The 24123-nt window shown below is 40.6% G+C and carries 20 protein-coding genes and 1 tRNA gene; 10 read left to right on the forward strand and 11 right to left on the reverse strand.

Annotated features, from left to right (window positions below):
- Window positions 1-25: 25 nt before the first annotated feature.
- The 4 genes from rsfS to leuS form a co-directional block, all read right to left on the reverse strand.
- Entirely contained in the window at window positions 26-343 is a 318-nt protein-coding gene (gene rsfS, locus Q4574_RS03910) for a ribosome silencing factor (RefSeq protein ID WP_303471766.1), read from the reverse strand.
- A gap of 120 nt (window positions 344-463) precedes the next feature.
- Window positions 464-1486, reverse strand: a complete 1023-nt coding sequence (holA, locus tag Q4574_RS03915) for a DNA polymerase III subunit delta (RefSeq protein WP_303471768.1) — start codon at window positions 1484-1486, stop codon at window positions 464-466.
- On the reverse strand, window positions 1486-2001 hold the full coding sequence (lptE, locus tag Q4574_RS03920; protein ID WP_303471770.1) for an LPS assembly lipoprotein LptE: 516 nt from the start codon (window positions 1999-2001) through the stop codon (window positions 1486-1488). The genes holA and lptE overlap by 1 nt, the downstream gene beginning before the upstream one ends.
- Before the next feature lie 4 nt (window positions 2002-2005).
- Window positions 2006-4609 carry a leucine--tRNA ligase gene (gene leuS / locus Q4574_RS03925; protein ID WP_303471772.1) on the reverse strand — a complete coding sequence of 868 codons (2604 nt, stop codon included), beginning with the start codon at window positions 4607-4609 and terminating at the stop codon, window positions 2006-2008.
- 246 nt (window positions 4610-4855) lie between these two features.
- Between leuS and Q4574_RS03930 the strand changes: the two genes are divergently transcribed.
- The 3 genes from Q4574_RS03930 to Q4574_RS03940 all read left to right on the forward strand — a co-directional run bounded on the left by Q4574_RS03930 (window position 4856) and on the right by Q4574_RS03940 (window position 8760).
- Window positions 4856-7243, forward strand: a complete 2388-nt coding sequence (locus tag Q4574_RS03930) for a Lon protease family protein (RefSeq protein ID WP_303471774.1) — start codon at window positions 4856-4858, stop codon at window positions 7241-7243.
- 27 nt (window positions 7244-7270) lie between these two features.
- Entirely contained in the window at window positions 7271-7753 is a 483-nt protein-coding gene (locus tag Q4574_RS03935) for a peptidylprolyl isomerase (protein ID WP_303471777.1), read from the forward strand.
- A gap of 203 nt (window positions 7754-7956) precedes the next feature.
- Window positions 7957-8760 carry a peptidoglycan-binding protein gene (locus Q4574_RS03940; protein ID WP_303471778.1) on the forward strand — a complete coding sequence of 268 codons (804 nt, stop codon included), beginning with the start codon at window positions 7957-7959 and terminating at the stop codon, window positions 8758-8760.
- Window positions 8761-8770: 10 nt separating this feature from the next.
- Here the strand turns inward: Q4574_RS03940 and Q4574_RS03945 are convergent, their stop codons facing one another.
- The 5 genes from Q4574_RS03945 to yhbY all read right to left on the reverse strand — a co-directional run bounded on the left by Q4574_RS03945 (window position 8771) and on the right by yhbY (window position 12717).
- Window positions 8771-10516 (reverse strand): GGDEF domain-containing protein, encoded by a 1746-nt coding sequence (locus tag Q4574_RS03945; RefSeq protein WP_303471781.1) that lies wholly within the window; start codon window positions 10514-10516, stop codon window positions 8771-8773.
- 2 nt (window positions 10517-10518) lie between these two features.
- On the reverse strand, window positions 10519-10740 hold the full coding sequence (locus Q4574_RS03950; RefSeq protein WP_303471787.1) for a hypothetical protein: 222 nt from the start codon (window positions 10738-10740) through the stop codon (window positions 10519-10521).
- 112 nt (window positions 10741-10852) lie between these two features.
- Window positions 10853-11659, reverse strand: coding sequence for an SAM-dependent methyltransferase (locus tag Q4574_RS03955; protein WP_303471789.1), 807 nt, complete (start codon window positions 11657-11659; stop codon window positions 10853-10855).
- A complete protein-coding gene (locus Q4574_RS03960) occupies window positions 11652-12200 on the reverse strand; it encodes a GNAT family N-acetyltransferase (protein WP_303471791.1) in 549 nt (182 codons plus the stop codon). Before Q4574_RS03960 ends, Q4574_RS03955 begins: the two co-directional genes overlap by 8 nt.
- A gap of 220 nt (window positions 12201-12420) precedes the next feature.
- Window positions 12421-12717: a ribosome assembly RNA-binding protein YhbY gene (gene yhbY / locus Q4574_RS03965; RefSeq protein WP_303471793.1), complete on the reverse strand. Its 297-nt coding sequence runs from the start codon at window positions 12715-12717 to the stop codon at window positions 12421-12423.
- 531 nt (window positions 12718-13248) lie between these two features.
- Here yhbY and ftsH point away from each other — a divergent pair.
- The 6 genes from ftsH to Q4574_RS03995 all read left to right on the forward strand — a co-directional run bounded on the left by ftsH (window position 13249) and on the right by Q4574_RS03995 (window position 18767).
- Entirely contained in the window at window positions 13249-15192 is a 1944-nt protein-coding gene (gene ftsH, locus Q4574_RS03970; protein ID WP_303471795.1) for an ATP-dependent zinc metalloprotease FtsH, read from the forward strand.
- 93 nt (window positions 15193-15285) lie between these two features.
- Window positions 15286-16113 (forward strand): dihydropteroate synthase, encoded by an 828-nt coding sequence (gene folP, locus Q4574_RS03975; RefSeq protein ID WP_303471797.1) that lies wholly within the window; start codon window positions 15286-15288, stop codon window positions 16111-16113.
- Between the two features lie 4 nt (window positions 16114-16117).
- Window positions 16118-17458, forward strand: a complete 1341-nt coding sequence (gene glmM / locus Q4574_RS03980) for a phosphoglucosamine mutase (protein WP_303471800.1) — start codon at window positions 16118-16120, stop codon at window positions 17456-17458.
- A gap of 97 nt (window positions 17459-17555) precedes the next feature.
- Window positions 17556-18302: a triose-phosphate isomerase gene (gene tpiA, locus Q4574_RS03985; RefSeq protein WP_303471802.1), complete on the forward strand. Its 747-nt coding sequence runs from the start codon at window positions 17556-17558 to the stop codon at window positions 18300-18302.
- Between the two features lie 9 nt (window positions 18303-18311).
- Window positions 18312-18659 carry a preprotein translocase subunit SecG gene (secG, locus tag Q4574_RS03990; protein ID WP_303471804.1) on the forward strand — a complete coding sequence of 116 codons (348 nt, stop codon included), beginning with the start codon at window positions 18312-18314 and terminating at the stop codon, window positions 18657-18659.
- Between the two features lie 23 nt (window positions 18660-18682).
- Window positions 18683-18767: transfer RNA gene (locus Q4574_RS03995), tRNA-Leu, on the forward strand.
- 668 nt (window positions 18768-19435) lie between these two features.
- On the opposite strand, the gene Q4574_RS04000 is transcribed toward Q4574_RS03995, so the two are convergent.
- Together Q4574_RS04000 and Q4574_RS04005 are read right to left on the reverse strand one after the other, a co-directional pair.
- Window positions 19436-20707 carry an O-acetylhomoserine aminocarboxypropyltransferase/cysteine synthase family protein gene (locus Q4574_RS04000; RefSeq protein ID WP_303471806.1) on the reverse strand — a complete coding sequence of 424 codons (1272 nt, stop codon included), beginning with the start codon at window positions 20705-20707 and terminating at the stop codon, window positions 19436-19438.
- Window positions 20708-20898: 191 nt separating this feature from the next.
- Window positions 20899-21633 (reverse strand): hypothetical protein, encoded by a 735-nt coding sequence (locus Q4574_RS04005; RefSeq protein WP_303471809.1) that lies wholly within the window; start codon window positions 21631-21633, stop codon window positions 20899-20901.
- 317 nt (window positions 21634-21950) lie between these two features.
- On the opposite strand from Q4574_RS04005, the gene pnp reads away from it, so the two are divergent.
- Window positions 21951-24062 (forward strand): polyribonucleotide nucleotidyltransferase, encoded by a 2112-nt coding sequence (pnp, locus tag Q4574_RS04010; RefSeq protein WP_303471811.1) that lies wholly within the window; start codon window positions 21951-21953, stop codon window positions 24060-24062.
- Window positions 24063-24123: the final 61 nt, after the last annotated feature.

A 24123-nucleotide genomic window follows, 5' to 3' on the forward strand; every position in this document is an offset into this window, starting at 1 on the left:
CTATTATCCTAAATAAGTTTAGTCGTTATGCCCAAAGCTTTTCTAATTGATAGAAGTCTCGGGTTTGGTCCTGCATTACATGAACCACAATGTCACCTAAATCCACCAGCACCCATTCTCCCTCGGCTTGGCCTTCAACACTAAGTGGAGGATGGCCCGCTTTTTTCGTTTCATACACCACATTTTGTGCTATTGAAGCCACGTGGCGTTTTGAATTGCCAGAGCAAACTAGCATAGTATCGGTGACTGTAGATTTACCTTTGACATCAATATCAACAATATCTCTGGCTTTAAGATCTTCGATTTTATCGATTACAAATTTTTTAAATTCGTCGCTTTCCAATTGTGTTCCTCTTAACCTGTTTTTTCGAAAGTGAATTGTATCAGAAATAATGACAAACTAGGATAGCTATCTATCACTTCTAAACTAAAGGGATTGAAAGGTTATGCATAACCTTTCATGTTACTCAAGGGGGATGCCATTGAGGTCAAAGGGGACGAATAACAAACACAAATGGCAGAGTTCTACATAAGGACGCATAACTTGCGATTGTTTGATACGTTGATCTAGAACCTGCAGTTTTTGCTGAATATTATCCAAAGTCTTAAAGGACAGTCGTTGCATCGCACCAAGGTAGATATTCTGTCTGGCTTTCCAAATCCTATATTGGTTCCAGTTAATACTTTTTCCTGCTTGTTTATCGGCCAGTAGCGAACTTAATATTTGCCATTCTCGTGTTAGTGCCCAGCACACAATAGTGGGCTCAACCCCTTCAGCCTCTAAACGATAAAGCATTTTAACCATTTTAACTGCATCACCCGATAACATGACATCGACTAACTGAAATACGTTGTATCTCGATTGATCGACCACTGACTCCATTATTTGTTGTTCGGATACCACACCATCAGGAAATAATAATCCTAATTTATCAATTTCTTGCTTAGCTGCGAGTAAGTTACCCTCACTATAATCACTGAGTAGTTTGATAGATTCAGGTCCAGTTTTTATGCCGCTTTCATTCAAATAACCAGCAATCCATTGTTGCAGGTTATTGCCTTCTAATGGAAAGCATGGAATATAAATACCTTGTTTATCGAGGGCTTTAAACCACTTAGCATTTTGTACATCACGACCAATTTTTTGACCATGAATAAGTACGATAGTGTCGTTATGAGAATTTTCTGCTAGCTCGCATAAGGTTTTACTGCCTTCAGTACCGGGTTTCCCTGTGGGTAGTTCCAATTCGATAAATTGCTTCGCGCTAAAAAGGGATAGGGTTTGTGTTGCTTCGATGAGGCTTGACCATTGAAATTGATTATCTACAGATAATTGCTGCCTTTCATCAAAACCTTGCTGTAACGCTTGCTTACGTATGGTTTCAATGCTTAGCATTTTTTGCAGTGGCTCATCCCCAAACACTAAATAAAACGAATGATTATTTTGTTTTACATGTTGTGCTAACCGATTGGGATATACCTGCATTAAAGTTCTCGGCTATCCAAACTAGGCAACATTCTAACTATTCGGTCTGCGGCTTGACTACGCATTTCCCTTAACACTAAATCGAGTTCACGAGACTTCGCCAAAATAGCGTCAGGGTCATCTTGGTATTCACGGGTAACATCAAACTCAACCATTTGTGGCTCTTTATTGGGTAAGATGAATTGCAGTTTAATGGTTAATACCAGTTCATATTCTGCAACTTGCCCGGTACTAAAAAGTGACAGTAGCCGTCTATCCAAGGAGTCTGGATATAAATAAATAGCTAGGGTAGTGTCTTTTTGTTGAATAGGAATATTCGCGACATAGGGAATTTGGTATAGATCAAAGTGTTCCTTCACCGTGCGATTTAACGGTAAATATTCCTGTGAGCCCGCAAGGTATACCTGTTGGATACCTGCGGGTAACGGCTGTGAGCCCCTAAGTTTGAAACCACAACCTTGAATACCAAAGAGCAACAGAAATATTAAAAAAGCACGGTTTGAGAATATTTTCATTAACTTAGTTTGCCACTATGTTTACGAGCTTACCGGGTACATATATGACTTTTCTAAGGGTTTTCCCTTCAGTAAATTGAGTTACGTTGGGTTGTGCCAAAGCATGTTCTTTCACCTCTGCTTCAGGCAGGTCAGCGGCCACTGTCATTTTAGCGCGAACCTTACCGTTAACTTGCACGATGATCAGTTTTTCATCTTCAACTAGTGCCGATTTATCTGCTTGTGGCCAAGCTTCAAAAGCGATTTCTGTGGAGTGACCAAACTGTTGCCATAATTCATGGCAAATATGTGGCGTTATCGGATTCAACATCAGTACCATTGATTGCAAACCTTCGTCTAATAACGCGCGATCTTGAGCAGATTCTTGCGAAGCTTTTTGCAAATGATTTAAAAGCTCCATTATTGCCGCTATTGCAGTATTAAAGGTTTGGCGACGTCCAATATCATCACTCACTTTATCAATGGTTTTGTGAATATGACGACGCAAGGCTTTTTGTTCAGAGGTAAGGTTAGACAGGTCTAAATTCTCTACCGATCCCAACGCCAAGTGTTCTTGGACTAGCTTCCAAAACCGTCTTAAAAAGCGGTTAGAACCATCTACACCTGAATCAATCCACTCAAGTGTTTGCTCCGGTGGCGCGGCAAACATGGTAAACAAGCGGATTGTATCTGCACCATAAATATCAATGACTTGTTGAGGGTCGATTCCGTTGTTTTTTGATTTAGACATTTTCGTCATGCCACCAAATTCAACTTCTGCCCCGTCACTTGCTAACTTAGCACTTACAATGCGACCTTTTTCATCCTTTTCGGTTTCCACATCTGCTGGCGAATACCAATGCTTTTTGCCTTTTTCATCTTCTCGATAGAAGGAATCGGCTAGCACCATCCCTTGGCAGAGTAAACGCTTGTAGGGTTCGCTAGATTCAACTAAACCTTCATCTCTTAACAACTTATGGAAAAATCGCGAATAAAGTAAATGTAAAATGGCATGCTCAATGCCGCCTACATATTGATCAACGGGTAACCAATAATTCGCCTCAGTGGGGTCGAGCATAGCTTGATTATTTTGCGCGCTAGTATAGCGTGCGTAATACCAAGATGATTCCATAAAAGTATCGAAGGTGTCGGTTTCACGCAGGGCTGGTTGCCCTTGATATTCAGTTTTAGCCCATTCTGGATCGGCTTTGATTGGCGAAACCACGCCATTCATAACAACATCTTCCGGTAAAACAACGGGTAAATCTTTTTCAGGAACAGGTACAGACTCACCATTTTCAAGGTTTAACATAGGGATGGGTGACCCCCAGTAACGCTGTCGTGAAACGCCCCAATCACGTAAGCGATAATTGACTTTGCGCTGACCTTTACCGTGGCTTTCCAATTCTTGGCTTATCTTTTCAAATGCCTGTTCTGAGGTTAAACCGTCAAATTGTCCTGAATTAATTAGTTTCCCTTTTTCAGTAAAAGCGGCTTGGCTTAAATCACAAGGTTGCGAGTCGCTATCAATAGGTTCGATAACTTGAGTGATATTTAATTTATATTTAGTGGCAAATTCATAGTCTCGCTGATCGTGACCAGGCACCGCCATAACCGCACCCGAACCATAATCCATTAGGACAAAGTTAGCGGCCCAAACCGGTACTTTTACGCCAGAAATTGGATGGATTGCATATAAGCCTGTAGCACACCCTTTCTTCTCCATGGTCGCCATTTCAGCTTCTGCTACTTTAGTATTTTTACATTCTTCAACAAATGCTGCTAATTCCGGGTTGCTATTTGCTGCTGCAAGGGCAATTGGATGAGTCGCTGCAATACCCACATAAGTGACCCCTAAAAGGGTGTCTGGACGGGTTGTATAAACCTCTAATTGATCTATGTTATCGATTGCTTGGGCAAGTTCAAACTTGATATCAACACCTTCAGAGCGACCAATCCAATTCTTTTGCATGGTACGAACTTGTTCAGGCCAGTCATCCAACTGTTCCAAGTCTTGTAAAAGTTCTTCTGCATAATCGGTGATCTTAATGAACCATTGGGGAATTTCTTTTTGTTCTACCAATGCTCCTGAGCGCCAACCACGGCCATCAATAACCTGTTCATTGGCTAGCACTGTATGATCAACGGGATCCCAGTTTACCGTTGCATTTTTTTTGTAAACTAAGCCTTTTTCATATAAACGAGTGAAAAACCACTGTTCCCAGCGATAATAATCCTGTTTACAGGTAGCTACCTCACGATTCCAATCATAGCCGAAACCAAGAGATTTGAGCTGCTGCTTCATATAATCGATATTGGAGTAAGTCCAATTCGCAGGGGCTGTGTTATTGTTGATTGCAGCGTTTTCCGCCGGTAAACCAAACGCATCCCATCCCATAGGCTGCAAAACGTTTTTACCTTGCATACGATGAAAACGACTGATTACATCGCCAATGGTATAGTTTCTAACATGGCCCATGTGTAATCGACCACTTGGGTAGGGAAACATCGACAAACAATAAAACTTTTCCTTACTGGCATCTTGTTCAGCGCGGAATATGTCATTTTCTTCCCAATGGGATTGTACCTTTGATTCAATTTGTTGCGGGTCGTATTGTTTGTCAGCCATTAACACGGAATTCCAAAAAAATAGTATAATTATCTGTTAAAAGAAGTGAAAAGACCTTCTTAATGTTATTCATGCAAGAATACCTTAGCTAGCCATATGCAAACAACCTGAAATGCAATTTAGAGCAATTAAAAGCGTTTAGTCTGATTATTATTTAGTCGAAACTCAATTTTGCGGTGTGTTTGCCTGTTGACACAATTCAACTTAAAGGGTTCACTGTGGCCAAATTAACTTCAAAATAGTCGTATGCTGGAACATAAATCACTGAGCGTTGAACAATTAACTGCAATCCCGAGCCGTCGTTTAATCAATGAGGCGCTGCGTGATGATGACGCATTATTGGCCACTTTTATTGGCCAGCAGCGAGCCAAGGAAGCGTTGTCTTTCGGTCTGGGTATTCAAGCTAAAGGTTATAATTTGTATGTTATGGGTGAGCATGCCACTGGCCGGTTTACGCTAGTTCAGGAATATATTGCTAAGACGGTTGATAAGGTTCCCACACCAGACGAGTGGTGTTATATCAATAACTTTGAAGAAGAAAGAGAACCCTTTGTTCTGCGCCTAAAACCTGGTGAGAGTAAATTACTGCATAAAGATATGGAAGGGTTAATTGATGAACTTTTAGATACCTTTCCCGCGGCCTATGATAACCCTGGATACCAGAGAAAAAAGGCAGCGATTGGCAGAGCGTTCGATCAACGTTATGACATGGCAATCGATAAGGTTGAGCAATACGCGCAATCTAAACAAGTCGCCTTATTTGAAGAAAATGGCACGATTAGCTTTTCCCCCATTTTAAATGATAAACCTATTACTGATGCCGATTTCGCTAAATTAGACGATCAACAACGTCAGCATTATTATCAATTAATTGATCATTTAGAAGATTATCTAAGTGAAGCATTATTAGAGTTGCCCAAGTGGAAGCGTCATTCTTCTGAACAATTGCGAAAATTAAAACGAGATACCGCTGAACAGGGTATTAAACCTTTACTCAAAGACTTAGAACATAAATATGCTAACGAATTAGCTATTCTGAAGTTTCTAAGGCAATTAAAGTCGCATCTGGTCGACACCATTGTTGAATTACTCGCCGGTGATCTCAAAGATGACAAGCAAGATGAGTACGATAAGCGGGATGTGTTAGAGGAGCAATACTTACCGAATATTTTGGTATCGCATAAAATTCATGATGGTGCACCAGTGGTTTACGAACCTAATCCTACCCATCAAAATTTATTCGGTAAGATAGAATATACCAATGTGCAAGGTTCCATGTTTACCAGTTATCGAATGATACGCAGTGGTGCGCTGCACAAAGCCAATGGAGGGTACCTTTTGCTCGATGCTGATAAAATGATTGATCAGCCATTTGTGTGGGAATCCTTAAAGCTAGCCTTGAAATTTGGTCAGTTAAAAATGGAATTACCACAGCTTGATGTTGGAATGGTTAATTCCATGACATTAATACCCCAGCAAATCCCTCTGAACGTCAAAGTAGTATTGTTAGGCTCAAGAGATTTATATTATTTATTACAAGATTACGATGAAGAATTTGATGAACTGTTTCGGGTTTTAGTGGAATTTGACCATGAGATCCCACTTAATAAACAAACACTTTACGATTTTGTTGGCAGGGTACGTAATCATGTGATTTCCATTGGTTTAAATGGTATTTCCAATAAAGCGATGTACCGATTAGTGGAATATAGTTTACGCCTTGCTGAGCACCAACAGAATTTTTCGGCTCGTTTTTCAGATGTTATTGAATTAATCAATGAAGCCCATTACTTCTGCGTAGTGGAAAATTTAACTGAAATTCAAACAGATCACATTGAAACAGCGTTAAAAGCTAAAATTGAACGGACCGGCCGGGTCAGCCAAGCGTTATTAGAAGACATTAAGCAAGGGCAAATATTAATTGCTACCCAAGGTACATCAATTGGACAGGTTAATGGTTTAACAGTACTTGAGGTTGGGGATAGCGTGTTTGGTACCCCTGCTAGAATTACTTCAACGGTATATGCCGGTGCCAACGGTGTGGTGGATATTGAGCGTGAAGTGGAGCTAGGCCAACCCATACATTCTAAAGGTGTTATGTTGCTTACAGGTTACTTGGGAAACAAGTACGCACAATATTTTCCTTTAACCTTATCTGCTAATATCGCGTTGGAACAATCCTATGGTCATATTGACGGTGACAGTGCCTCACTAGGTGAGCTAGTTGCTTTAATTTCCGCCTTGACCGAAGTTCCCGCTAGACAAGATTTAGCCATTACTGGATCAATAAATCAATACGGTGAAGTGCAATCTATTGGTGGCGTTAACGAAAAAATAGAAGGCTTTTTCACGCTTTGCCAACATCGCGGATTGACAGGTACGCAAGGTGTAATTATTCCCCATTCGAATAAAATCAACTTGATGCTAAACAGTGAAGTCATCAAAGCAGTTAAGGCTGGTGTATTTCACATTTACACAGTGGCCACTGTGGATCAAGCCTTGTCTTTATTGACCGGTAAAGAAGCTGGTGAGTTAAATTCGCGAGGACGATATCCTAAGGGCAGCATGAATTATCTGGCCGTTAATCGCTTGTATAATATCGCGTCTATAGTCAACGGCGCAGACGGTGATTAATTCCTAAACTAAATGTAAGAGTGCAATATGACAATCAGTAAAAACAAAGTAGTCCAGTTCCATTATCGTATAAATGATCTTGATGGAAACGAGTTAGAAGCTAGCGAAGCAGACGCGCCAGTCGCTTATTTACATGGCCACAATAATATGATGGTTGGGGTCGAAAACGCCTTAGAAGGCAAAAGCGCTGGAGATGAGTTTAGTGTCGAACTTCCACCTCAAGAATCCTTTGGTGAAGTGATAAAAAACGCGGAGCAGCGGGTTTCTGTTAAACATTTGCAAGGGGCTAAGAAATGGAAACCTGGCATGAGAGCAGTGTTGCAAACCGAAAATGGGGCTAGGGAAGTGACTATTGTGAAATTAGGAAAGTTCATGGCGACTGTAGACATTAATCATCCTTTAGCGGGCCAGACCCTCAAGTTCGATTTAAAAGTGGAACATGTTCGAGATGCCACTGACGACGAGTTGTCCCACGGCCATGCTCACGGTGTGGGTGGGCATCATCACTAGTTTCTATTGGCAGCATGTTCGCCTTATCGCCACTGGTTTAGGCTAAAATCCTAAAATTTACCCTAAAAATTTAATCATTTTTGAATAATGCGCTATCTTCATTAAGTGCAAAATAGAGAAATCAGCAAAATTTTGTACGAATGGGTAATGCCGCATCGAAGTTTGAATGCACATTTTGTTTTCATAACTTAAGGATATCAAAAATGATTCCAGTGGATGGCGATTTCATACTAGCAGTAGCACCAAGATTTTCAGGTGAAAAAGCAGAAGCACAAATGCGAATAGTCGGTCAGATTTCGGCAATATTTGCTCCAACCTTAGCAAGCTATCAAATTAACACCAGACTGCGAATCGCCCATTTTATGGGACAGGTTACCCATGAATGTGCAGGTTTTCGAACAACAGAAGAGTTTGCCTCCGGTGCGGCCTATGAAGGCAGAAGTGATCTGGGTAATGATCAAATAGGGGACGGTAAACGTTATAAAGGGCGGGGATTGTTGCAATTAACAGGAAGAGCGAATTATCGCCTTTACGGTAAGAAACTCAACTTGCCATTAGAGGATGATCCGGAAATTGCTGGTGATCCTGCGATTTCTCTTAAAATTGCCTGTGAATATTGGAAATCTCGAAATATTAACAGGTTCGCTGATTTAGACGATTTAATTAAAGTAACCAAATTAGTGAATGGAGGTCGACGTGGTCTTGATGATCGGCGAAAATATTTACAGAAAGCTAAAAATGCACTTGCAGCAATTGAAGGAATTCGCGTCGCTTTAAATGAAGGTGAAAATGCAGTTGTTTTAAGGCGTGGCTCTTTCGGTGATAAAGTGGGGGAACTCCAACAATTGCTAGTCGATAAGGGGTTTGTAATCTCCATAGACAACGACTTCGGGGCAGGAACAGAAGGCGCTGTTATTATGTTTCAAAAACAAAATGGCCTTAAAGTCGATGGGATTGTTGGTAAATCTACTTGGGACAAATTAGCTGCGGCAAACAATAGTAAATAAAATCTGCTTATTAGATTGCTTGAGCCTGGTGAGGAGCCGTTTTGTATAAATATACTCGGTTTCTACCATTTTCTTTGGAGTCATATAAAGCCGTATCCGCCCCTGCAAATAGTTTTTCCAAACTGTAGCCGCAGGTCTTAGCATCTGAAACACCAAAGCTTGCGGTTATTTTAAACTGATGCTCGGTTGCCCGAGTGTCGATTTTTTCAATGGCACCTCGGCAAATTTCAGCGACTTTACAAGCTTCATCAACACTGCAACCAGGCAACACAAGACCAAACTCCTCACCTCCCATGCGGCCAATAAGATCGATTGATCTGCACACTTGTTTGGCGGCTTTTACCGCTTCTCTGAGCGCCCAATCTCCTGTTTGGTGTCCGTAGGAATCATTGACTTTTTTAAAGTGATCTAAGTCAAATAAAACAAAACTAATGGGTAGTTGCTGATTTTCAGCATTTTCAATGATGTTTTTTGCTCGATCATTAAAAAAGTGACGGTTGCTGATCCCAGTTAACTCATCCGTTTCAGCCATTTTTCTCAGTTTTAATTGGATTTTTCTGCTGCGGTATAAGCCAACAAATAGCAATATTAGCAATAAAACCGATAAGGATAACGCAAGTTTGTTGTTACTGGATTGCTCGGCGGCCAATGCAGCTTGGGTACGCAAAAGGGCATTTTGCTTATCTAAAATAACGATTTTGTTATCTTGTTCTAGCTTTTCATACTTAGCTTGTTGAAACGCCAGTCCTCGTGCTTTAGTGTCATCTATATAGGCTTTTTCTGCTTGATTGTATCGTTTTAAATAATCAACGGTTTGCTGATAGTCACCCTGAGCTTCGGTGGCTTTATATAAAACTTCTAAGGATTTGACTAGGGCTTTTGTCAAACCAAAGTTTTGGATACTATTGTATGCTTTGAGGCCATATTTTATTGCCAAATCTGGTTGATCTAAGAGCAAATAATTATTTGCCAGCAAACTATAAAAAATACCAATTAATGGCGGATATTTGCTGTCAACAGTTTGTTGTTCTGCACTTTGCAATAACGCTATTGATTCGTTAAGACGACTTTCATTGGTTAATGATTCAGCCATGGTCATAACAATGATATTGGCAACCAGAATTTCATTGTTTTCCCGGCAAAAATCGATACTTTGTTGAGCGTATTGATAGTCAGAAAGGCTTTTAGCCAGTTCAAACTCTGATTCAACTTTAATTTGGCGAGCAAAACAATGGGTTCGATTAGTAATATTTCTTTTAAGAAGCTGATTGGCAACTTGTAATCCGAGTTCATATTGTTGCGCTTGATTGTAAAATATTGCTACAACCCCAAAACTCGTGTTTAGGGCTTCTTCATCTTGTACTTTTTCACGTTGGTCAAATAAACGGTTAATGGCTTTTGCACCAAGGTAAAAGTCGCGTTTAACCGCATAATTGTTTACTAAAGAACTTAGGGCGCGTAATTTTAACGTTTCAGAAGCATTACTGCTTTCGATATTCTGATAAAGCTCGATGGCCTCATCCACCTTTCCGTTGAAAGTAAGTTGATAACCTTTAAGAAGGTGATAGAAATGCGTCTGCTGCTCGCTAAATGTGTCTTCACTTTTTTCAAGTTCAGTCATTAAAATTTCAAAAGCATTAAAATCGGCGCTCCTAATTTTATCTGCTTTGTGCAGTAAGGTCGTAACATCAGCATACGACACAAGAGGAGTGATTAAGCACACTAAAAACAAAGCAGAAATAACGATAAAACGCATGTTTAATTCTCTTTTGGCGCTTCTTCCTGCTCTTCAGGCTCGTCTTCTGTTTGCTCGTCATCTTTTGCTGGCATCAATGCACACCAAAACTTACCCTGTTTTTGACGCATTTCTTGCATATCTTTTTTCGCTTTCAAGGCTAGGGGATGTTGCCCACCTTCGGTCATTTCTCTTTTAAAATCGGGGTTAACCGCCAGTTTTTCCATTAGTTCTAACGCAGCCATGTTGGTTCCTTATGTTGTTTTAAAAAATTAGACGTCGAAACATTTTTAACCGGCAGTATTATTAAACACTTAGGGTCGGTGTGGAAAGGACTATCCGTTGTTTTTTGACATTTTATTGATTTCTCGAAAGCTGATTCATTTTATGCTGCATGAAAAGGTCAATTTTTTTAACTTCACAAGGGGGAATGATAAGGGTTGAATAATGCTCAACATGCACTTTGCTTAATTCATCTAAGAAAAACCAATCGATTCTGGCCGTTTCTGTGGGAAGCGTCGGTGACTCGTAAATGGCTACTTTATGCTTAGCTGGAAAATATTCAATCAATAACTGTTGCAAAAGGAGTCGATAAGCACTGTCGGTTTGATATTTAGACATACTAAGGTCACCAACAAACCCAAGTTGCCACAAAATCAAATATGCAGTGTTATCAACCTTGCGCTCGTATAGCATAAATTGGCTAGCCTCTACATGCACAGCTCCGTTTCGTCCAGGATCTATGCCCATGTCGGAATATAGGCAATCTTCGGCAGATATACCTGGTTCCATATGGCCGTGATATCCCTTTTCTTTCGCTAACTGGATTAATTTATGAGGTGCCCAGGCAAACACACCTGGATGACCATAAAAAGCGGCAACAACTTTTTTACCTAATTCAACCTGAGCCATTATGGCGTCTACCATTTCAGCATAGCTCTTTCTTCTGTCTTTGCCATCAGCATAGAATCTTTGCAAACTATGACAGTTAGGGTTCATCTTTTCCACCCAAGCTTCTGTTAGGGGGTCAGTTACACTCATAAACACGACGTCTGCTTGTTCGATAAACTGTCGCGATAGCGGGGCAATATGAGACCCTAGTACCATTCCCAAACCGACACAAACGATACTGCCTGTTTTTTGAGTCGAATTATTTTCAGGCATAGATTGCTTGTCCATTATGGCTTAGAAAAGTTTTTTGGGAGATACAACACCGCATCTTATTGGTTTGTTGATTATCACTGGTTATCTCAAAGTTGAGTTTTTCAGCGATTTTTTGAATGGCAATATTGTCAGCGTCAAAAAACGCATGTGCAGTTGCTAAGTTAAGGTATGTAAAACCGTGGAACAACATGGCGGTGACAGATTCCGTTGCCACATGATTGCCGTAGAAGTCCGGTCTAATTAAAATCCCAAATTCAGCATCGTTACGTTTCTGTTGCTCAATATTGCTCATAAAGCCTTGTATACCTACGGCTTTTTCAGAATGGACACATTCAATACGCCAATACACATTTAAACTCTTTTGCTGCTTATTCAGTATATTTGAAAAAAGGGAGCTGGCTTGCTTCCTTTCAAGCTTAGGCATAATTTTGCCCATAACGACATCGTTACAATATAGTTCGCAGAATAAATCTCGATCATCGTCTGTTAAAGGTTGGAAGCGAAATCTTTGAGTTTGGTATTGTGATGTAACACTTGGCATATTCATTCCATCAAATAGTTACATAGATTGTTACAGATTAAGTCTTTGCCTAATTACAATTTGACGTAAACTTAATTTTAGAAATTCCGACACCCCAAATTACATGCTAATAGCTGTGTTATGAAAAGGGGAATAGGTAAAGGTTTCTATCAATAGGGTTAAATCTATTATTCCGTATAGAAACCTAAAAAAGGTGAGAGATTGGACCTAAGTTTTCTATTTAAACTTTTGGAATACTGATTTTTTTCTCATCACTTTGTCGGTACATTATTAGGGTGTGTCCAATGACTTGCAACTGAGTTGCCGAAGTTTCACGAATTATCGCATCCATAATAAGTTGTTTTTCTTCGCGATCATCAGAAGGTACTTTAACTTTGATTAACTCATGAAAACTCAAGGCATTGTCAATTTCTGCTAACACACCTTCAGTGAGACCATTGTTACCCAATTGCACTATGGGTTTTAAAGGATGGGCTAGGCCTTTTAAATATTGTTTCTGTTTATTCGATAACTTCATTTAGATTATTCTTACAATTTTAATAATAATTGATGGTTGAAAATCGCTATTCTAACGCCATCTTACTTTTATACCTAATAAGAAACGACAAACTAGGTAAAAAAGACCTATAAATAGTGTAGAAAGTGGTCGTTTGATGAATTTCAAATTGCATTTGAACAAAATGAAGGTATTTAGCGTATCTATGCAAGGTCATTCAGCTTTAGGAATAAATGTTCCTTCCAGGACGTTTTGACAGCAAATTTATTTTGTATTGGCCAAGGTTAAAACTTAATGGAGATTTAGTAGTCATAAGAAAAGCAGGTTTTAACAATTTCGTGAGTGAGTTGTATTTGCCATTATTTGTGGTGGAATCCAGAGAGCTGATTTATCTGAAGGCAAAACTGAACAAGCTTTATCTGGTAGCGGCAGGATTTAAACTGTAGTACCCTTGATGTACTGCTAACCGGGCGGAAGACTTGGTTGATTATTTAGTAATCTTCCTAGTGACTAGCCTACAGACAGAATTTTACTTTTTAGAGGTTAAAAGCGTTGAGCGATATGGCAAAAAATTTAATCTTATGGTTGGTCATCGCCGTTGTGCTGATGTCCGTGTTTAATAGTTTTACGCCTGGCGAAACAAGCAAGGCTAAAATTGATTACACCACGTTCGTGCGTAATGTTGATCAAAAAACTGTGCGACAAGCAACCATAGACAGGCAAACAGGCGAGATAACTGGTACTACAACCAGCGGTGATGCGTTTTCAACGTATATTCCTTACGCAGATCCTGATCTAATGAATGATTTAATTAGTAATGGTGTTGTAGTTGAAGGCAAGCCACCTGAAACACCTTCTTTCTTATCTCAGATTTTTATTTCTTGGTTCCCAATGTTATTGCTTATTGGAGTATGGATATTCTTCATGCGTCAAATGCAAGGAGGCGGCGGTCGTGGCGCAATGTCGTTTGGTAAGAGTAAGGCTCGTTTATTAGGTGAAGACCAAATAAAGACAACTTTTGCTGACGTTGCCGGTTGCGATGAAGCCAAAGAAGATGTGTCTGAGCTCGTTGACTTCCTAAGAGATCCTTCTAAGTTTCAAAAACTAGGTGGTAAAATACCTAAAGGTGTTTTGATGGTCGGTCCTCCAGGTACGGGTAAAACCCTTTTAGCTAAGGCGATTGCTGGCGAAGCCAAAGTGCCATTTTTCACCATTTCCGGTTCCGACTTCGTAGAAATGTTTGTTGGTGTAGGTGCATCTCGTGTGCGTGACATGTTCGAACAAGCTAAAAAGTCTGCGCCTTGCATTATCTTCATTGATGAGATTGATGCAGTAGGTCGCCAGCGTGGTGCTGGTCTAGGTGGTGGACATGACGAACGCGAACAAACTTTGAACCAAATGTTGGTTGAAATGGATGGCTTCGAGGGTCACGAAGGCATTATCGTTATCGCCGCGACTAACCGCCCAGATGTACTTGACCCCGCGTTACTGCGTCCTGGCCGTTTTGACCGTCAAGTGGTCGTTGGTTTACCTGATATTCGTGGTCGTGAGCAAATTCTGAAAGTTCACATGCGCAAAGTGCCTATTGGCGACAATGTTGAAGCCTCTGTTATTGCCCGCGGTACACCAGGATTCTCTGGTGCCGATTTAGCTAACTTAGTTAACGAAGCGGCTTTATTTGCAGCGCGTTCCAACAAACGTGTTGTTTCAATGGAAGAGTTCGATAAAGCTAAAGACAAAATCATGATGGGCGCTGAGCGCAAAACCATGGTTATGTCTGAAGAAGAGAAAACCAATACAGCGTATCATGAAGCTGGGCACGCCATTGTTGGCCGTGTAGTGCCAGAACATGACCCTGTTTACAAAGTCTCTATTATTCCTCGTGGACGTGCGCTAGGGGTGACAATGTATTTGCCTGAACAAGACAAATACAGTCACAGCAAGCAACACTTGGAAAGTATGATTTCTAGTTTGTTTGGCGGTCGTATCGCTGAAGCCCTTACGTTAGGTGAAGAAGGTGTTACAACCGGAGCATCTAATGATATCGAAAGAGCAACCGATATCGCCCGTAAAATGGTCACCCAGTGGGGACTTTCAAATAAAATGGGCCCTATGTTGTATTCTGAAGAAGAGGGCGAAGTGTTCCTTGGACGCAGTATGTCGAAAGCTAAGCATATGTCTGACGATACAGCTCGGGCAATAGACGCTGAAATTAAGTCTATCATTGACCGCAATTACGAGCGTGCTGAGAATATCCTTAACGAGCATATGGATGTGTTGCATGCCATGAAAGATGCGTTAATGAAATACGAAACTATCGATGCGAAACAAATCGATGATTTAATGGCTCGTCGCCCTGTGCGACCACCAGCGGATTGGGATAGTCGGGACCCTGGTTCCAATGACAAACCTACCGGTGGTGCAACAGTAAGTGCTGATGATGATAAAAGCACACCTCCACCTACTGTAGGTAAGCCTGGCGATTTGCCGAGCTAATTTGCTCCTGATTAAATTAGGTCGATTCAGACGAGCGCTGATTCGACCTTTTTTGTATTTACTATCCTATTATTTCGTGTCCAAAATTATTGTATGCAGTTTAAAAACAAAAGTATTGATTTAACCACGCCCAGAGTTATGGGGATTTTAAACGTTACCCCAGATTCATTTTCTGATGGTGGTAAGTTTGAAGGTCTCGATAAAGCCCTTGGGCAAGCTGAAAGAATGGTTTTAGATGGGGCTGACTTTATTGATGTTGGTGGAGAGTCGACTCGTCCTGGTGCCGAAGATGTGAGTGTTCAGCAAGAATTGGATCGCACTATTCCTGTTATTGAAGCCATTCATGCCAATTTTGATGTGGTGATTTCAATCGATACTAGCAAACCCGAGGTCATGGAGCAGGCTGTTTCAGCTGGCGCTGGGCTTATCAATGATATTCGTGCCTTAAATCAAACTGGTGCCTTGTCAACCGCCGCAAAAAGTGGGGCCGCTGTTTGCTTAATGCATATGCAAGGCCAGCCAAAAAGCATGCAATTGGCTCCCCATTATCAAGATGTGGTCAACGACGTCATCGAATTTTTACAAGCAAAAATAGCGTTATGTACCCAAGCTGGTATTCCAAAATCTAAGCTAATGATAGATCCTGGTTTTGGCTTTGGGAAAACTTTACCGCATAATTATCAATTACTTGATAGACTGGATGAACTACAATCATTAGCTTTACCCATGTTGATTGGTGTCTCTCGTAAATCTATGATTGGAAACTTATTGGATAGGAAAGTGGACGAACGGTTGGCGGGCAGTTTAGCTGCAGCGACAATTTCGTTAACTAAAGGTGCTTCGATTTTACGAGTGCACGATGTAAAACAAACCGTTGATGCCGTAAAAGTCGTATCAGCGTTGAGTGCGTATAAGGATTAGTGTGATGAACTCAAGAAAATATTTTGGTACAGATGGTATTCGTGGAAAAGTTGGCGAAAGTGTCATTAATCCTGAGTTTGTAATGAAACTGGGTTGGGCCGCAGGAAAAGTGCTTGCTGGACAAGGCACTAATAAGGTCCTTATTGGTAAAGACACCCGAATATCTGGCTACATGCTTGAGTCTTGTTTAGAGGCGGGGTTATCCGCAGCTGGTATTAATATTGGTTTATTGGGGCCGATGCCGACGCCAGCTATTGCCTACTTAACCAAAACCTTTCGTTCTGAAGCGGGGATAGTAATTAGTGCTTCCCACAATCCATTTTATGACAATGGTATTAAGTTTTTCTCAGCTAATGGCTATAAATTGGATGATGAAATTGAACTGGCCATTGAAAAGGAAATGGAAAAACCTATGGTTTGTGTTGCCTCAGATAAGTTAGGAAAAGCTTACCGGATTGAAGATGCAGCAGGAAGGTATATCGAATTTTGTAAAGGTAATTTCCCGTCCGATCTTAACCTTAAAAGCTTAAAAATCGTTGTCGATTGCGCCCACGGTGCGACCTATCATATAGCCCCCAATGTTTTAGAAGAACTAGGTGCCGAGGTCATCGAAATTGGTACTGATCCTGATGGTTTAAACATCAATAAAGGGGTAGGGGCAACGTCAATGAAAGCGATTCAAGAAAGTGTGTTAGAACACCAAGCAGATCTTGGTTTTGCTTTAGATGGTGACGGTGACCGAATTATGATGGTCGATCACAAAGGCAACCTTATCGATGGCGATCAACTAATATATATTATTGCTCGAGACTGCCTCAAATCCGGCCGTTTGAACGGTGGCGTTGTTGGCACTTTAATGAGTAATTTGGGCTTAGAAATTGCCTTAAATAAACTGGGAGTAGCGTTCGTAAGAAGTAATGTTGGCGATCGCTATGTAATGGAGTTGCTACAAGAGCGCGGTTGGGCAATTGGAGGCGAAAACTCTGGTCATGTACTTAATTTAAATGTTACTTCAACAGGGGATGGTATACTTGCTGGGTTACAAGTCATTACTGCCATGCTGCGGTCGCAAATGACGTTGCATGAACTATGCTCAGGCATGGATATGTACCCGCAAACATTAGTTAATGTTCGCTTTGAAGAAGGGGAAGACCCGTTAGACAACCCTAAAGTGAAAGAAGCGGTCATTGAAGCGGAGACCAATTTAGGTAAAACTGGTCGGGTGTTGTTGCGAAAAAGTGGTACTGAGCCATTAATTCGTGTCATGGTCGAAGCAGAAAAACAAGAAGACTCGGAGAATTGGGCTGAATTTATCGCTGACGCAGTGCGTAAATTAACCAAATAGTCATTTAGCATCATAAATTAACGCTAGCCCACTTGTATATTTTACTCGGGTTAGTTAATATCTCGCCCGCTTTTTCGCTGGGTTAAGGAAGATTAAAGTGCAGAACAAACGTCGCCCTATAGTTGCAGGCAACTGGAAAATGAATGGTAGTGTCGAACTTGCTAAGCAAATGATGGATACTATTAATAGTGCTAGTTTGCAGGATGTCGATGTATTAATATGTCCTCCTTTCCCATTCTTAAGTGCGTTTGCCCCGTTTAACGGTGCTATTGGCGGACAAAATTTAAGTGAATTTGATTCTGGTGCCCATACAGGTGAAGTTTCAGGTTCAATGCTAAAAGCCTTAAATTGTGATTTTGTCTTAGTTGGTCATTCCGAAAGAAGAACTGACAATGGCGAAAGCGATTTGCTCGTTGCTGAGAAGGTTCGTGTAGCATTAGAGCACGGCTTAACACCCGTGTTATGTGTTGGTGAGCCAGAGTCGGTACGTGACAGTGGTGAATATTTTAATCACATTCAAGGGCAAATTGATGCGGTTATTAGTGTTATTGGTATAGCCAGTTTTGAAAAAATTGTCGTTGCTTATGAGCCAGTTTGGGCTATCGGAACGGGTAAAACAGCAAGCCCAATACAAGCGCAAGAAGTACATGCATTCATTCGCGAATACGTGGGTAAATTAGATGCAGACGTCGCCAATGGGTTACGTATTTTATATGGTGGCAGTGTTAAAGCGGCGAATGCCAATGAATTGTTTTCACAACCTGATGTTGATGGCGGGTTGATAGGTGGAGCCAGTTTGGACCCACAGGAATTTTTAAATATTTGCTTAGCGGCAAAAGGTTAGAGACATAACATGACGTATTTTTACGAGATTTTGATAGTAGTTTACTTAGTAGTTGCTTTGATGTTGATAGGTATGGTCCTTATTCAACAAGGTAAGGGTGCCGATATGGGAGCATCTTTTGGCGGTGGTGGTTCAAACACTGTGTTTGGTTCTACGGGTTCTGGTAACTTTATGACCAGAACAACAGCCATACTTGCCACCTTGTTTTTTGTGATTAGTTTAATTTTAGGTAATCAAACTGCTGACAAAGATCAATCTATAGATGAATTCGAAAATCTAGGGGTAGTAGAACAAACTATCGATTCAGATATTCCTAATCAAGAAGAGACTCCTGAATCCAACGAGATCCCTAACTAAGTATTTGATAAAATAAAAACATCGCGGATGTGGTGGAATTGGTAGACACGCAGCCTTGAGGGGGCTGTGGCTTAGGCCGTGGGAGTTCGAGTCTCCCCATCCGCACCATACAATAAAAGGCTGTAACATTGGTTGCAGCCTTTTTTCTATTTATGGCTACCTTATATTTTCAATCATCAACATGTTTGTTAAACATCGATTGTTGCTTAGAGTACTTGTATTCAGAAGGCCTGTGGGGTAAAGAGTGAACTTCCCATTGAGCAGCTTCCATTCTATAAAATAAAACTACTCGACAGTTCTTGCTGCAGCAAATCAGTGGGTAAGCAGTGTTTTCGCTGTTGCATAACGATGATAGAAAATTTCATATTAGGGAACCACAGGACAAATTAATTAGGCTCTAGGGTTTTACGAATAGCAGCATCTGCATGTTTGACATTGAGAATAGTGACTAAATAGCTAGTACCAGTGAATGTGAGTTGAAGGTTCATATCTTTATATTGCCAGATAGTGCTTTATCATCTATTTCAGGCTTGTCGTATTTTTCGGTAAACAGGGTCGTAATTTCAGCTATTTCCCCAGGTTTATCGATGTGTTTAGTGCGTAGTAGGTTGCCGGCAATCAATTTATTTGCAGATATGATAGGTTGCGCAGAAACTTTTATTTCATTCCGTGCATTAAAGGGGCTTTAAATCTTATCATTAAAGCCCCTTAAATTAGTTTATAAGTGTATTTATCTTACTACTCAAAACAAAACTTCCAGTGTTTTAATTGAGTACTCATACCTTATCTAGCGCTTGACTCACATCGGCAATAATGTCGTCGATATGCTCGATACCCACAGAGATCCTAACCAAATCGGTACTTACTCCAGCAGCGGCTAGTTCTTCTTCGTTTAATTGACGGTGTGTGGTTGATGCCGGGTGACAAGCCAATGATTTAGCATCGCCTATATTCACTAGACGTAAAATCATATTTAATGCATCAATGAATTTTGTGCCAGCTTCAAGCCCACCTGTTATGCCAAAGCTCAATACGCCTGAGGCTTTGCCTGAGGTGATGTTTTTGCAGTTTTCATGGTACGGGCTATCAGCAAGAGCAGCATAGTTTACCCATTCAACTTTATCGTGTTGCAATAAATATGCGGCTAATTTTTCAGCATTTTCACAATGACGGTCCATGCGCAGACCCAGGGTTTCTAGTCCCTGTAGAATTTGAAATGAATTTAATGGGGAAATCGCTGCCCCTGTGTTTCTTAGCGGTCCTACACGACAACGCCCAATATATGCAGCTTCTCCTAGGGCTTCGGTGTAAACAACACCGTGATATGAAGGATCCGGTTCATTTAGTATTGCAAAACGCTGTTTGTTTTTAACCCAGTCAAACTTACCAGAATCAACAATCACACCGCCTACTGACGTACCATGACCACCAATGTATTTCGTTAACGAATGCACAACAATGTGAGCACCTAACTCAAATGGTCTGCATAGATAGGGGGTGGCAACGGTATTATCCACAATTAACGGGACCCCGTGTTTGTCAGCTATCTGTGCTAAGCGCTTTATATCAACAACGTTACCTGCGGGGTTACCAATAGATTCACAAAAAATAGCTTTGGTTTTTTCATCAATAGATTCTTCGAACTTATCAAAATCATCATGGGAAACCATACGGGTTTCAATACCTTGGCGAGGCAATGCGTGGGCAAATAAATTATAGGTTCCACCGTACAGTTGACTGGTACTAACGATATTATCGCCGGCCTCACAAATACATTGAATCGCGTAGGTAATAGCGGCCATACCTGAAGATACACAGACTGCCGCAATACCGCCTTCCATTGCTGCCACACGTTTTTCAAGAACGTCAGTGGTTGGATTCATTATGCGAGTGTAGATATTTCCTGCAACTTTAAGATCAAATAAATCTGCGCCATGCTGTGTATCATCAAACGTGTAAGATGTGGTCTGATAGATTGGAACTGCAGCAGCTTTAGTGGTTTCTTCTGATTTGTACCCTTCATGTAATGCTATTGACTCTAATTTCATTATTTTTCTCTGTAAGGTTTGAGTTAACGAATTATTAACTATTGCAAAAGCTCATGATAGTTAAGGAATTATAATCCGTAAAATCAATTTAGTTATTAATCATACAAAAGGGTTAGAAGACGCAACAATGCATGTTTAGCCATACAATACAAATTTAACAAATGACCAATTACCAATTACGAAACATATCCTTAAAACGCTTTTTTTACGAAAAATCGAAATACGTTATCCCTCGCACCATTGGTAATGCCTCTTAGATAACTGATTGAATAAGAAAGGCCTTGATATTTGCCCGAGACTGAAGGGCCAATTTGGTGGCTTTGTTCATTGCCTTTTCCAAAGTCGCCTATTTTCCCTAGATTATTGAAGGAGTCGAGGCCCAGAGTAACCTTGTTGGTTGTATATGCAATCCCAGTTCGTGATTCTAAATAGGTACCAGTGGCAGGGCTCTCTCCTCCAACATTCCAACTAAAGGACAATACCTGCGTAATAGACCATTTGTCTGCAAATGACCATCTATTGCTCCATTTAAACGATAAGCCTTCACTGCGATGAGCCTTACGTGTTTTTATATCAAATCGAACTGCGCTATCCCAGATACCATCTTGTCTGTGTTGAAATTGCCATAATAGATCGGCGCTAAGGGCATCATACTCAAAATTCCCAGTGGTATCTTTTACTTGACCGACCAAACGAATACGTACGGATTCAAGAATGGACTTTTGAACATTCATTCTTACCACTAACTGTTCTCTATGATTATTTTCACTTGGGGTATAAGCCGTTCGAAATTGAAAAGACTGATCTTTAGGATTGACTATAGGACTGGTTACACCACTGGTATTGTTAGCATGTGCCTTGGTGTAGCTAAAAGAAATACATAGTATGAGACTAAATTTAACGACAAAGTTATTTTTTATAATCACGGTTACTGTTACAGATTTGTTTCATATTTATGACAGGCGGGAGATTCTAATCCAAATCATTGTAAGTGCAAAAAACTATTTTCTTTATTTATTGTTTCGCCATTCAATTTGCCTTACTTAAACCTTACTTTGCCATGAATTTTTGATGTAGATATTGTTTGCAATATACAAATCGAAACAGATTAAAAGAAAAAAACAGTAAAAATATTCAATTAACCTTGATTAAATATAAATTTCACTGTCGATTTGCCAATCATATAGCTATACTATGCGCCGCATTTGAAAGCGATATAAGAAAATATTAAAAAGGATAAATAGTGACTCCTATTACTAAAACATTTCAGTATGGACAGCATACTGTAACGCTAGAAACGGGTGTAATTGCTCGTCAAGCAACCGCCGCGGTTATGGCCAGCATGGACGATACATCTGTATTAGTCAGTGTTGTTGGTAAAAAAGATGCCAAAGCAGGGCAAGACTTTTTCCCATTAACGGTTAACTATCAAGAAAAAGCATACGCAGCTGGTAAAATACCAGGTGGCTTTTTCAAACGTGAAGGTCGTCCTTCTGAAAGTGAAACGCTTATTGCACGTTTGATCGACCGTCCCATCCGTCCTCTATTTCCAGACGGATTCATGAACGAAGTTCAAATTATTATTACCGTTGTTTCTGCTAACCCAGAAATTCCTACCGATATCATCTCTTTAATTGGTACTTCTGCTGCTCTTGCTATATCAGGTATTCCATTCAATGGACCTGTTGGCGCGGCACGAGTTGGTTATAAAGAAGGTGAGTACATTCTTAATACATTGACTTCAGAACTTGAAACAAGTGAATTAGATTTGGTTGTAGCGGGTACTGAAAGTGCGGTACTGATGGTTGAATCTGAAGCGAGTATTCTCTCTGAAGAAGTGATGCTTGGTGCTGTAATGTACGGACACGAGCAAAGCCAAGCAGTAGTTAATGCTGTAAGTGAATTTGCCGCTGAAGTTGCTACGCCTAAGTGGGAATGGTCTGCCGTTGCAGAAAACACTGATCTTAAGAGCAAAATCAAAGAGCTTGCTGAAGCTGGCATGACTGAAGCGTACCAGATTTCTGATAAAATGGTTCGTAAAGATGCGGTAGTTGCTGTTACTGAGAAAGCGGTTGAAGCTATTTTAGAAGCGGATCCTGAACAGGATCCTAAAGAAGTATCTGAAATGCTACATGACCTTGAAAGTGATGTTGTGCGTTCTCGTATACTTGCTGGTGAGCCACGTATTGATGGTCGTGAACCTGATATGATCAGAGCGCTACACGTTAATACTGGCATTCTTCCTAGAACTCATGGTTCCGCACTTTTCACTCGTGGTGAAACACAAGCTTTAGTTGCTGCTACCCTAGGTACAGAACGTGATGCACAGATGATTGATGAATTAGGTGGAATGGCAAGCAGTCGTTTCATGTTGCATTATAACTTCCCTCCATACTGTGTAGGCGAAACTGGTTTCGTTGGTTCTCCTAAGCGTCGCGAAATCGGCCATGGTCGTCTTGCTAAACGTGGTATTCAAGCGGTTATGCCTTCTGAAGCTGAATTCCCATATGTGGTACGAGTGGTTTCAGAGATTACTGAATCAAATGGTTCTTCATCTATGGCATCAGTTTGTGGTACCTCGTTAGCACTTATGGATGCAGGTGTACCGATCAAAGCTTCTGTAGCGGGTATTGCTATGGGCTTAGTTAAAAATGACGAAAACTTTGTCGTTTTATCGGACATCTTAGGTGATGAAGATCATCTTGGTGATATGGACTTTAAAGTTGCTGGTACTACTGATGGTATTACTGCACTTCAAATGGATATCAAAATCGAAGGTATTACCAAAGAAATCATGCAAAAAGCCCTTAAGCAAGCTAAAGAAGCTCGCTTACATATTTTGGGTGTGATGGATGAAGCCCTTGGTGGTCACCGTGATGAAATGTCTGAATTCGCTCCGCGTATCTATACTCTTAAAATCGACCAGGATAAAATCCGCGATGTTATCGGTAAAGGCGGCGCAATGATCCGTGCTATCACTGAAGAATCTGATACTAATATCGAAATCGAAGATGACGGTACTATTAAGATTTTTGCAACTGAATTAGCGAAAGCGGAAATTGCTATTGCTAAGATAGAGCAAGTGACTGCTGAAGTTGAAGCGGGCAAAACTTACCACGGTAAAGTAACTCGTATCGTTGATTTCGGTGCATTTGTTGAAGTGCTACCTGGTAAAGAAGGTCTAGTACACATCTCTCAGATTGCTCACGAACGTGTGAATAAAGTTTCTGATTACCTTTCTGAAGGCCAAATGGTTGACGTGAAAGTAATGGAAATTGACCGTCAGAATCGCGTACGCTTAAGTATCAAAGAGTTGTTAGAAAAACCAGCTGCTGAAGCACCATCTGAAGATTAATCTTTAGCATTAACTGACATAAAAAAGGAGCGCTAAGCTCCTTTTTTGATTTTTACTACAT

Origin of the sequence: Aliiglaciecola sp. 3_MG-2023, from assembly GCF_030548205.1 — a bacterium.
Taxonomy (GTDB): Bacteria; Pseudomonadota; Gammaproteobacteria; order Enterobacterales; family Alteromonadaceae; genus Aliiglaciecola.

Bases quoted from the DNA above. Each gene is read 5' to 3' on its own strand.
- Q4574_RS04000 (WP_303471806.1), bottom strand. From the start codon at position 20,707: ATGAAATTAGAGTCAATAGCATTACATGAAGGGTACAAATCAGAAGAA.
- secG (WP_303471804.1), top strand. From the start codon at position 18,312: ATGACGTATTTTTACGAGATTTTGATAGTAGTTTACTTAGTAGTTGCT.
- holA (WP_303471768.1), bottom strand. From the start codon at position 1,486: ATGCAGGTATATCCCAATCGGTTAGCACAACATGTAAAACAAAATAAT.
- lptE (WP_303471770.1), bottom strand. From the start codon at position 2,001: ATGAAAATATTCTCAAACCGTGCTTTTTTAATATTTCTGTTGCTCTTT.
- Q4574_RS03950 (WP_303471787.1), bottom strand. From the start codon at position 10,740: ATGGCTGCGTTAGAACTAATGGAAAAACTGGCGGTTAACCCCGATTTT.
- Q4574_RS03940 (WP_303471778.1), top strand. From the start codon at position 7,957: ATGATTCCAGTGGATGGCGATTTCATACTAGCAGTAGCACCAAGATTT.
- Q4574_RS03960 (WP_303471791.1), bottom strand. From the start codon at position 12,200: ATGCCAAGTGTTACATCACAATACCAAACTCAAAGATTTCGCTTCCAA.
- yhbY (WP_303471793.1), bottom strand. From the start codon at position 12,717: ATGAAGTTATCGAATAAACAGAAACAATATTTAAAAGGCCTAGCCCAT.
- Q4574_RS03930 (WP_303471774.1), top strand. From the start codon at position 4,856: ATGCTGGAACATAAATCACTGAGCGTTGAACAATTAACTGCAATCCCG.
- folP (WP_303471797.1), top strand. From the start codon at position 15,286: ATGCAGTTTAAAAACAAAAGTATTGATTTAACCACGCCCAGAGTTATG.
- leuS (WP_303471772.1), bottom strand. From the start codon at position 4,609: ATGGCTGACAAACAATACGACCCGCAACAAATTGAATCAAAGGTACAA.
- Q4574_RS03945 (WP_303471781.1), bottom strand. From the start codon at position 10,516: ATGCGTTTTATCGTTATTTCTGCTTTGTTTTTAGTGTGCTTAATCACT.
- Q4574_RS03955 (WP_303471789.1), bottom strand. From the start codon at position 11,659: ATGCCTGAAAATAATTCGACTCAAAAAACAGGCAGTATCGTTTGTGTC.
- Q4574_RS03935 (WP_303471777.1), top strand. From the start codon at position 7,271: ATGACAATCAGTAAAAACAAAGTAGTCCAGTTCCATTATCGTATAAAT.
- glmM (WP_303471800.1), top strand. From the start codon at position 16,118: ATGAACTCAAGAAAATATTTTGGTACAGATGGTATTCGTGGAAAAGTT.